This window comes from Larkinella terrae (assembly GCF_009668025.1).
In the GTDB taxonomy this organism is placed as follows: domain Bacteria; phylum Bacteroidota; class Bacteroidia; order Cytophagales; family Spirosomataceae; genus Larkinella; species Larkinella terrae.
This window is the reverse complement of the sequence record NZ_WJXZ01000013.1, coordinates 380,875-390,215: the sequence shown is the minus strand read 5'-3', so window position 1 is coordinate 390,215 and position 9,341 is coordinate 380,875. Positions and strand designations below refer to the sequence as shown.

Below are 9,341 nucleotides of genomic sequence, written 5' to 3'. Positions count from 1 at the left end.
TTCAATGCCAAGATCAAAGCCTTCCGGGCCCAGTTCAGAGGGGTAAGAAATGTGGACTTTTTCCTTTACCGATTAACGCAGCTATATGCTTAATCCAAGATGATCCACAACTTTTGAACTTGATCCGGATGAATTGAGGAATGTTTCAGGATTTTGTCCATCATTAACTAATATCATTATCTTTTCATCATTGTAATCTTCAACATCACCGTAATCATAGTCTAATGACGGATACCATTACACTGGGTGTCATCTTCCTGATTTTGGCAGCGGTTCTTACCACTGCCGACAGTCCGCGGCCGATCTGGCAAAAGTTTTACTATTACGTTCCGCCCACGCTCCTCTGTTATTTTTTACCTTCTCTCCTGAATACATTTGGCTGGGTTGATGCCGAGAATACCGCTTTGTATCCGGTGGTTTCACGGATTCTGTTACCTGCTTCTCTGGTTCTCTTCACGCTCAGCGTTGACTTTCGGGCCTTTCGGCGGTTGGGCCGTAAATCCGTCCTGATGTTTGCGGCTTCGGCCATCAGCATCATGCTTGGCGGTCCACTGGCGGTTTTTGTCATTGCCAAACTGGCTCCGGATCTGGTGGGTGGGCAAGGACCGGATGCGGTCTGGCGGGGACTGGCCACCCTGGCCGGAACCTGGATTGGGGGCGGGGCAAATCAAACGGCACTCAAGGAGGTTTTTCAGCCCAGCAGCAATTTATTTTCCGCCATTGTTACCGTCGATGTCTTCATTTCCAATCTCTGGCTAGGTGTGTTGTTGTACGGCGCAGGCCATTCTGCTGCTATTGACCGCTGGTTGCGGGCTGATGCCAGCGCGGTGGCGGAAGTGAAGCAACGGATTCAGCAACAGGTCGATGCGATTCGGAAAATGCCGTCGGCTACCGATTTGGTAGTCATTCTGGCTGTCGGTTTTGGGGCCACGGCAGTCGCCCACGCCCTGGCCGATCGGATTGCACCGTTTATCGATACGCATTCGCCAATGCTAAGCCGGTTTAGTTTGAATGCGCCGTTTTTTTGGATCGTCGGTCTGGCAACTGCCATTGGAATTGCGCTGTCGTTTACCCGATTGCGGAATCTCGAAGGGGTGGGCGCGTCGAAAGTCGCCACGGTTTTTTTGTACCTGATGATTGCGACAATTGGCCTAAAAATGAATATTTTAGCCATTGCCGATCACCCCGGTTTAATTCTGGTGGGTTTGGTCTGGATGCTTTTTCACGTGCTGCTGATGATTGGCTTCAGCCGTTTGATTCGCGCGCCGTATTTTTTTCTGGCGGTCGGGAGTCAAGCCTGCATCGGTGGCCCAGCCACGGCCCCGATCATAGCGGCTGCGTTTCACCCGGTTTTGGCTCCGGTTGGCGTACTCATGGCTATTTTGGGGTACGCCGTCGGAACCTATATGGGTTACCTCTGCGGAATCCTGATGCAACTGGCCTCGCCCTAGCTCACCCCGTCAGGGTCTGCAACCGTATCGACGGCCCGGCGCTGACTGGGTGAAGGCAATCTGCGGTTTTTTAAGTATTTTTGCATTTACACTGAGATAGACAACCGTTTTCACAACGTGAAGCATATTCGTAATTTTTGCATTATTGCCCACATCGACCACGGCAAAAGCACCTTAGCCGACCGATTACTGGAGTTTACAAAAACCATTGGGGAGCGCGACATGCAGGCGCAGTTTCTGGATGACATGGATCTGGAGCGGGAACGCGGGATCACCATCAAGAGCCACGCCATCCAGATGGAATACCTTTACAAAGGGGAAAAATACACGCTCAATCTCATCGATACGCCGGGCCATGTCGACTTTTCGTACGAAGTTTCGCGCTCCATTGCCGCCTGCGAAGGAGCTTTGCTGCTCGTGGATGCGTCGCAGGGAACGGAAGCCCAAACGATTTCCAACCTGTACCTGGCGATGAATAACGATCTGGTTATCATTCCGGTATTGAATAAAATCGACTTGCCGGGTGCGATGCCGGAGGAAGTAAAGGACGAGATGGTGGACCTGATCGGTTGTGAGCGGGAAGATATTATTCCGGCCAGTGGGAAGGAAGGCATCGGCATCGAAGCCATTCTGAACGCCATCATCGACCGTGTGCCACCACCAACCGGCGATCCGGACGGAGAGTTGCAGGCCCTGATTTTCGACTCCCAATTCAATTCCTACCGCGGAATCGAGGTTATTTTCCGGGTCAAGAACGGTCGCATCCGCAAGGGTGACAAAGTTAAGTTCATGGCGACCGGAAAGGAATATATTGCCGACGAAATTGGTACGTTGAAACTGAGTCAGGTTCCGAAAGATGTCATCGAATGCGGTGATGTAGGTTACCTGATTTCGGGAATTAAAGTGGCAAAAGAAGTAAAAGTAGGGGATACGATCACCCACCTGGCCAATCCCGCGTCAGGTGCTATTCAGGGGTTTGAGGAAGTAAAACCGATGGTTTTTGCCGGGATTTATCCGGTCGACACCAGCGAGTTCGAAGAACTTCGGGAAGCGATGGAAAAACTGCAGTTGAACGATGCTTCGCTCGTTTGGGAGCCCGAAACCTCAGCGGCTTTGGGCTTCGGTTTCCGCTGCGGTTTTTTGGGTATGTTGCACATGGAAATTGTGCAGGAACGTCTGGAGCGCGAGTTTGACATGACCGTGATTACGACCGTTCCCTCCGTGCGGTTTGAGGTGATCACAACAAAAGGAGAAACGCTACAGGTGAGCGCTCCGGCCGAAATGCCTGATCCAAGCAGCATCGACTGGATCGAAGAGCCGTTCATTAAAGCGCAAATTATCAGCAAAGCTGAATACGTCGGAGCCATCATCGGGCTGTGTATGGATAAGCGGAGTTTGTTCAAAAACCAGGTTTACCTGACCGCCGATCGCGTTGAACTGCAGTTTGAAATGCCGCTGGCGGAAGTCGTTTTCGACTTTTTCGATAAACTGAAAACCATTTCGCGCGGGTATGCCTCACTCGATTACGAGTTCCTGGGCAACCGCGAGTCGACTATGGTGAAGCTCGACATCATGCTGAACGGCGAAGGCGTGGATGCGCTATCAGCCATTGTTCACCGGGATAAAGCTTACGAATGGGGCAAGAAATTGTGCGAAAAATTGCGTGAATTGCTGCCCCGTCAACAATTTGAAATCGCGATTCAGGCAGCTATTGGGCAGAAAATTATCGCCCGCGAAACCGTGAAAGCCCTGCGCAAAGACGTTTTGGCGAAATGTTACGGTGGTGACATCAGCCGGAAACGGAAACTGCTCGAAAAGCAGAAGAAAGGGAAGAAGCGGATGCGCCAGGTCGGAAATGTTGAAATTCCGCAGGAAGCCTTCATGGCAGTATTGAAAATCAACTAATCGAATGCTTTTATGGTTTTTAGTGGATGATTGGATGACGCATTCGTGTCTTCCCAATCTAAACTAAAAACCATAATTTTTTTGAAAACACGATGCGATACGGTTTTTTAGTTGCTTGGCTAATCATTGTTTCGAATGCAATTGCGCTGGCCCAACCGGCGGCAAAACGAATTGCTACGCATCCGACTGATTTTGCCATCAAGGCGCTGGATGAACAAACCAAAGCCGAAATTCCGGCAACGTATCGGGTGAAGGCGGTTCTTTCAAAGTAATCGTTTACGGGGCAAAGCAGTCCGGGTCGGGCCTTTGCGTTTACGCTTGGGAAAACCGATACCGTTATTATCAACACCAGCGCGAAGGGGTATTATGCGATGGAGGAAGTCTTGCTGGTGCCCTGCGACACCTGTGCCAATTACGAACACCTGGCATGGATGGAAAAAGCCGTAGGAGCCAAACCGCCCGCTGAAAAACCGGACAGTGTTTTTCGGAATTTGAAAGTCAACGACAAAATCCGGCTCGACAACGTCTATTTCGACCAAAGTAGCTACGTGCTGCGGAAAGAATCGTATCCGCAACTCGACAAACTGCTGAATACGCTCAACCGCTACCCCAAACTGGTCATTGAAATTGCGGGACATACCGATAACGTGGGCGATCGGCGACTGAACCAATCGCTGTCCGAAAATCGGGCCCGCGTCATTGCTAATTACCTCCTTCAACGCGGAATTGTTGAGAACCGCCTGCAATTTCAGGGGTACGGCGACACGCGCCCGGCCGCTCCGAACGACAACGAAGCCAACAAAAAGCTAAACCGGCGCGTTGAGTTTACCGTGCTGAAATTGTAAAATCCGTCAACACTCCATTCGCGGCAGTTTACGGCGTCGTTCCGGCCCGATAATACAGGTCGGCAATGGCCTTCTGGTATTTCGATTTCATTTCCTCCCACTTGATTTGCAGGTCGATCAGCTTGGTTTCGCGGGTGTTGATCAGAAAAAGGGAACTTTCGCCCATGTCAAATTTCTGCTGCTCCGCTTCGACCAGCCGTTGCTGATTCCGAACGGTTTGCTGCTGCACCTGAATCTGCCGCTCCAAGGCTTTTAGGTCATTCCAGGCGGTCCGGATGTCGTTGGCAATGTCGCGGTTGACCTGCTGGCGTTCCAGATTGATTTGCTGCGCCTTGATCTGCACCTGTTGCAGCTTGCCCCGCTCTTTGCGCAGGAAAAGCGGAAAAGTGAAATCAAGCCCGACTTTGTAATTTGAACTGCGAAAACCGTAGTAAGCAGGCAGGCCATTGATCTCGCCAAAAACCGGTAATCCGCTCAACAAACTGGCACTCACGTTGAGCTGTGGCATCAACAGCGACCGCCGAAACCGCTCTTCCACCGCCAACTGGCGTTCCTTGGTCTGAAGTTTGGTCAACTCCGGATGCAGTTCGGCCGCGCGGTCAAGGAGATTTTGCACCACAGGCTCGTCCAGATAGCCCACCAACGCCAACTGCGGAATGACGCGCTCCGGCAGCTCAACCGGTTGCCGGTCGGCATTCCAGAGAAATGCCATGAGCCGAAGCCGGGTGTTTTGCAAAGCGACCACGGACTGCTCCCGTTGCACCTGGCGATCCTGGGCAGTAATTAAGGCTTCCGTCGTGTCGATGGCGGCCACATCCCCCAGCAAAGCGCGGTCGCGAGTGGCCCGAAACCGGGTGTCAGCCAGCCGTAACCCATCATCCAGCAACCGGAATTGCTGGTAAGCAAAAAACCAGTCCCAATACGTTTTAGCGGCATCGAACAGTGTTTTGTTAATCAGCTTAAGCCGATCCGCTTCCGCCAGGTTGATGGCGAGTTGGGCCTGCCGCAGCGCGTTCCGCCGGGCATCGATGAGAAGCCCCTGACCTACCGGCACAGATAAGCCAACGCTGGTCAGCCCAGGTGTCGCCAGGCGCTCTTCCGGGTTAACGAGTTTTCCCCCAAACCGGTCGTGGGTGATTTTCAGATCGACCCCGCCGGGCAAAATGGGCACCGCCAGCCCCGATTGCCATTTATCGTAATACAACGTATTCCCGAACTGTTTTTTGTCGTAACTGGAAAACAGCTTCGGATCGAACGCACCCCGGGCTTGTAGCACTTCCTGCTGGGCTTCCTGACTCAGCAATGACGACAACCGGACGATGGGGTGGTACTGCGTGACGGCGTTGAAGAACTCAGCCGCCGTAAACGTCACAGTGTCCGCTGGTTGGGCACGGACCGGTTTTTGGTCCAGAACAACGATCAGCAGAACAATCTTTAAAATACCGGCAACGGTTTTCATTTTTTTGCCCCCTCCCCGGAACTGCCTGGCTCGGCTTTCAGGCTGGGCGGAAAACCGTTGAGTTTTCGCCAGATTTCGTACCAGATGGGAACGTTGTCGAGCATTACCCAGCCGTACACACCCGACCCGACCCGCAGCTGGCGGGGCCAGTTCGGGTCTTTGTCGCTCACCTTCGGTTCGACCAGCAGACGGTATTTGCCGTTGGTGCTGCTGACCGCGTCGATGACGGAAACTTGCCCCCCAAAAGTACCAACGGCTACGTTGGGCCAACCCGAAAACTGCACGGCGGGCCAGCCGTCGAATTCGAGTCGCACGTGCCGACCGGGCTGAATGAGCGGAACGTCGTTGGGCCGAACGTAGAGTTCAACAGCCACCAGCGGTTTGTCGGGTTGCAGGGTCGCAATCGACTCGCCTTCTTTGATGGTTTCGCCAATCCCGGCCTTGAGCGCCCGAACCACGTAACCACTTTGCGGGGCGCGGATGACGTAGAGGCCCCGGCGGACTTCCACACTGCTGATTTTGTTGACGATCTTGGAAATTTCGCCATCGATTTCAGTGCGGTACGAAACCGCTGAACTGCGGTCCGACTGGGTTTTCGCGAGTTTTTCCTGGTAGTCAGCCTGAATGGTGCCGAGGTCCAGTTGCGCATTCAGCAGTTCCTGCCGTGTGACGTTCAGCTTATTCTCCTGCGCAATCACTTTGGCGTAGTCTTCCTGGACTTTCAACCGGCGCGATTCCAGATCCGTCAGCGAAAATAAGCCGCTCTGATGACCTTTTTCGTACCGCTGAAGCCGATCCTGCGCGATTTTGTAGGTGTTCTGGATGGCGATCAGGTCGGTACTGTCGCTGACCACCTTAAAACGGGCCTGACGAACCTTGTTTCGAGCCGCCGACAATTTAACCGCCAAACCGTTTTCAAGGGCGGTTTTCTGGCCGTCGAGGGCGGTGATTTTGGCATCGGTGGCCACCAGACTTCCCTGCTTGGCCTGCAACTGTTCTTTCAGCCGAAGCGGGAGTTTCGGGTCAAAATATTCATCCTTGATTTCAGAAATAACCAGCAGCGTATCGTTGCGTTGAACAAACTGCCCCTCGCGAACTTTCCACTGTTCGATTCGCCCCGCAATGGCATTTTGCAGCGTTTGCGGGCGGTCCTGCGGGGTAAGAGCGGTCACGGTGCCTTCGCCGTTGATATTTTGCCGCCAGGGTAAAAACAGGGTACAGATACCGACGGCCAGTACGATCAGCATCCAGCGGCCCAGCCGCCGACCCGCGCGTAACGTGGGCAACTCCCGCAGATTCTTGAGCGGAAGCGTGTCGATCTGCTTTTTGTCAATCCTTTGATTTGATATATTCAGCATACGTAGTTTATCGATTTTAGATAAACCAGCTTTAACCTGGCATTTAGAAAATGGTGGGAGTTAAAACCGGTGATTGGGTGGGTTGGTTTTCCCGGAAATCGGGGTCGATGTCGTCCAGCGGGAGATCGGTTACGTTGCCCATTTTTTCGACGGCGGTCAGCATATCGAAAACCGTATCGATGCCCATGATCAGTTTTTCAACCGAACCCGTGATGAGGACGATGACCAGTTCAGCCGCCACGAACTGGCCGAGGGTCATTTGCCGTTCGACCACCAGCGCAGTTCCCAGAATCAGCAGACCGCCGGTTACCAGGGTCTTGAATGCCAGTGCATTGTAGTAAAACCGCTTTAGCACCTGAAAATGCTGGTTACGGTATTCGAGGTAATGCCCGACGTATTCGTCGGTCCGCATCAAGGGCTCGTTGACGCGCTGTGGATTCCGGTAGTCGCTCAGGCGATTAGCAATTTCTTCCAGCCAGGCCGCCATTTTGTATTTGTATTTCGACTCGCTCAGGCTGGTGCGCAAACCGCTGGGGCCCAGTAGCCAGATAATGGCGATGACCGCGAGCAACGTGAAAAGGCCAAATACCAGAAAAACCGGGTGGTAAAAGGAGAGCAGCATGATGCCGAACAGAATCTGAATGGCGGCTGCCATCAGATCGATCAATAGCTTGGGCATGCCTTTCTGAATGGTTAGCACGTCAAAAAAGCGGTTCATCAACTCCGGCGCCTGCTGTCCCTGCAGGGCCGAAGGCCGGATGCGGGGCAGTCGGTACGTAAATTCGAGGGCGGCTTTGGCGAACAGCCGCTGTTCCAGAACTTCGACTAAGGCCTGCTGACCAATCTGGATCAGACCGGTGATAACGACGCCCACGACTACTAGACCGATCAACACGTAAACTGAGCTGAAAACCATACCGCCCGAAACAAGGTTGAAAACCGCCTGAACGCCAAGCGGTAACGACATGCTGATCAAACCCGCCACCAGGGCGTAAAGACAGACGTACCAGATGTCCCGTTTTTCGGTGCCTAACAGCCGAATGAGACGTTGGAGGGGTGTAATTGAAGATTTTATCGTTGATTCCATACGAATTAAAATAAAGGTGGATCGTACTTGCCAGCCATTTTTTGACTGGTAATTCATAAAAATTAACGTCTGGCGTCGTGCTTTCCACGGACCCATCTGTGGTTAAAAAAACCGGGTTTCGTTAACCTTCAGATTGGATGATTACAAAACCGTTTAAAAAATTGAAATACGTACATATTATGGTACAAAGGCCATTGCAGGCATTTACAACGACAAAGATACTGCATTGGAAGGCAGGCAAAATTAGAGGACGGTTAGAAGTCATCCCAGAATAATATAATAAATGCAATTTTTCCGAAACTTCAACGAGCTCGTCAACGTCGATCGGAATGTCGAATAAAACCGCTCATCAGACGGGTGCATTTTTTTGGGAAAAATAGCGTTACGACTTAAACACCATTTGATTTTAGGGATGCGCTACTTTGTTCAGGAAGATTCGATTGTGCGAAAAATCTGGGGTGATGGCGATGTGATCCTGCTCATTTTTGCGGGTGGAGCGGCTGAATTTGCATTAAACCGGGCTGTCGATTGGCTCTTTTATACCGGAAAACTGCCCGCCGATCCGATTGGCCGTTTGTTCTCAACAGTCAAATACGCCCAGGAAATTGTATTTATGCCGCACGAAAAAGCCGTTGCCGCCATCAACCGGATGCGGGCCATTCACGGGGGTGTGGAAAAAAGCCGGGGTTACCAGATTCCGGATTGGGCCTATCGCGACGTGTTGTACATGCTGATCGATTATTCCGAACGCGCTTTTGAACTCCTGCATCGTCCGCTGACCAATCCCGAGCGCGAAGAACTATTCGATGTGTTCCGGCGAGTGGGCGAGGGAATGGGCGTTCCGGAAATACCGCAAACCTACGGCGATTGGCAGATCGACCGCCGACTTCATTTATCGCGGGATCTGGTTCACAGCTCGTTTACCGATAAACTGTTCGAGCGGTACCGCGAAGAATTGGGAAACTGGCGGTACGGTTTGCTCCTTCAGGCGCAGTCGCTGTTGGTGCCGGACCAGGTCAAAAACCTATTACCGTTACCTGAACGTCCGGTTCTGGCATCGATGATGTGGCTGTATAAAGTGCTGGAAAAGTTGCAGTTGCGCGCCATCACCCAGCGGATTTTGATGCCGACGGCGTATCTCAAGCAGGTGCAGGAACTTGACCGAAAATTGCAATCGGTAAATTAGCATAATAAAAATGTTCGCTATTTGTTATCGATGAGCTCTTTATAAATCTC

At 52.2% G+C, this 9,341-nt stretch carries 8 protein-coding genes; 5 read left to right on the top strand and 3 right to left on the bottom strand.

Going from position 1 to position 9,341, the window contains the following annotated elements; genetic code table 11:
- Nucleotides 1-224: 224 nt before the first annotated feature.
- From GJJ30_RS22100 to GJJ30_RS32385, 4 genes are all read left to right on the top strand, one after another.
- Complete coding sequence (locus GJJ30_RS22100; RefSeq protein WP_154177358.1) at nt 225-1,451, top strand: DUF819 family protein; 1,227 nt, start codon at nt 225-227, stop codon at nt 1,449-1,451.
- A 117-nt stretch (nt 1,452-1,568) separates the two neighbouring features.
- Nucleotides 1,569-3,356, top strand: a complete 1,788-nt coding sequence (lepA, locus tag GJJ30_RS22095; RefSeq protein WP_310588360.1) for a translation elongation factor 4 — start codon at nt 1,569-1,571, stop codon at nt 3,354-3,356.
- 92 nt (nt 3,357-3,448) lie between these two features.
- The gene (locus tag GJJ30_RS32390) at nt 3,449-3,628 is read left to right on the top strand and encodes a hypothetical protein (protein ID WP_229313322.1); all 180 of its coding nucleotides are present in this window, start codon (nt 3,449-3,451) and stop codon (nt 3,626-3,628) included.
- Between the two features lie 99 nt (nt 3,629-3,727).
- Entirely contained in the window at nt 3,728-4,201 is a 474-nt protein-coding gene (locus tag GJJ30_RS32385; protein ID WP_229313320.1) for an OmpA family protein, read from the top strand.
- A gap of 28 nt (nt 4,202-4,229) precedes the next feature.
- On the opposite strand, the gene GJJ30_RS22085 is transcribed toward GJJ30_RS32385, so the two are convergent.
- Genes GJJ30_RS22085 through GJJ30_RS22075 form a run of 3 tightly spaced genes read right to left on the bottom strand, consistent with a single transcriptional unit; the run spans nt 4,230 to nt 8,105 of the window.
- Nucleotides 4,230-5,660 carry a TolC family protein gene (locus GJJ30_RS22085; protein WP_154177356.1) on the bottom strand — a complete coding sequence of 477 codons (1,431 nt, stop codon included), beginning with the start codon at nt 5,658-5,660 and terminating at the stop codon, nt 4,230-4,232.
- On the bottom strand, nt 5,657-7,018 hold the full coding sequence (locus GJJ30_RS22080) for an HlyD family secretion protein (RefSeq protein ID WP_154177355.1): 1,362 nt from the start codon (nt 7,016-7,018) through the stop codon (nt 5,657-5,659). Before GJJ30_RS22080 ends, GJJ30_RS22085 begins: the two co-directional genes overlap by 4 nt.
- Before the next feature lie 43 nt (nt 7,019-7,061).
- The gene (locus GJJ30_RS22075; protein ID WP_154177354.1) at nt 7,062-8,105 is read right to left on the bottom strand and encodes an ABC transporter transmembrane domain-containing protein; all 1,044 of its coding nucleotides are present in this window, start codon (nt 8,103-8,105) and stop codon (nt 7,062-7,064) included.
- A 412-nt stretch (nt 8,106-8,517) separates the two neighbouring features.
- On the opposite strand from GJJ30_RS22075, the gene GJJ30_RS22070 reads away from it, so the two are divergent.
- The gene (locus GJJ30_RS22070; RefSeq protein WP_154177353.1) at nt 8,518-9,291 is read left to right on the top strand and encodes an oxygenase MpaB family protein; all 774 of its coding nucleotides are present in this window, start codon (nt 8,518-8,520) and stop codon (nt 9,289-9,291) included.
- The last annotated feature ends 50 nt before the right edge of the window (nt 9,292-9,341 follow it).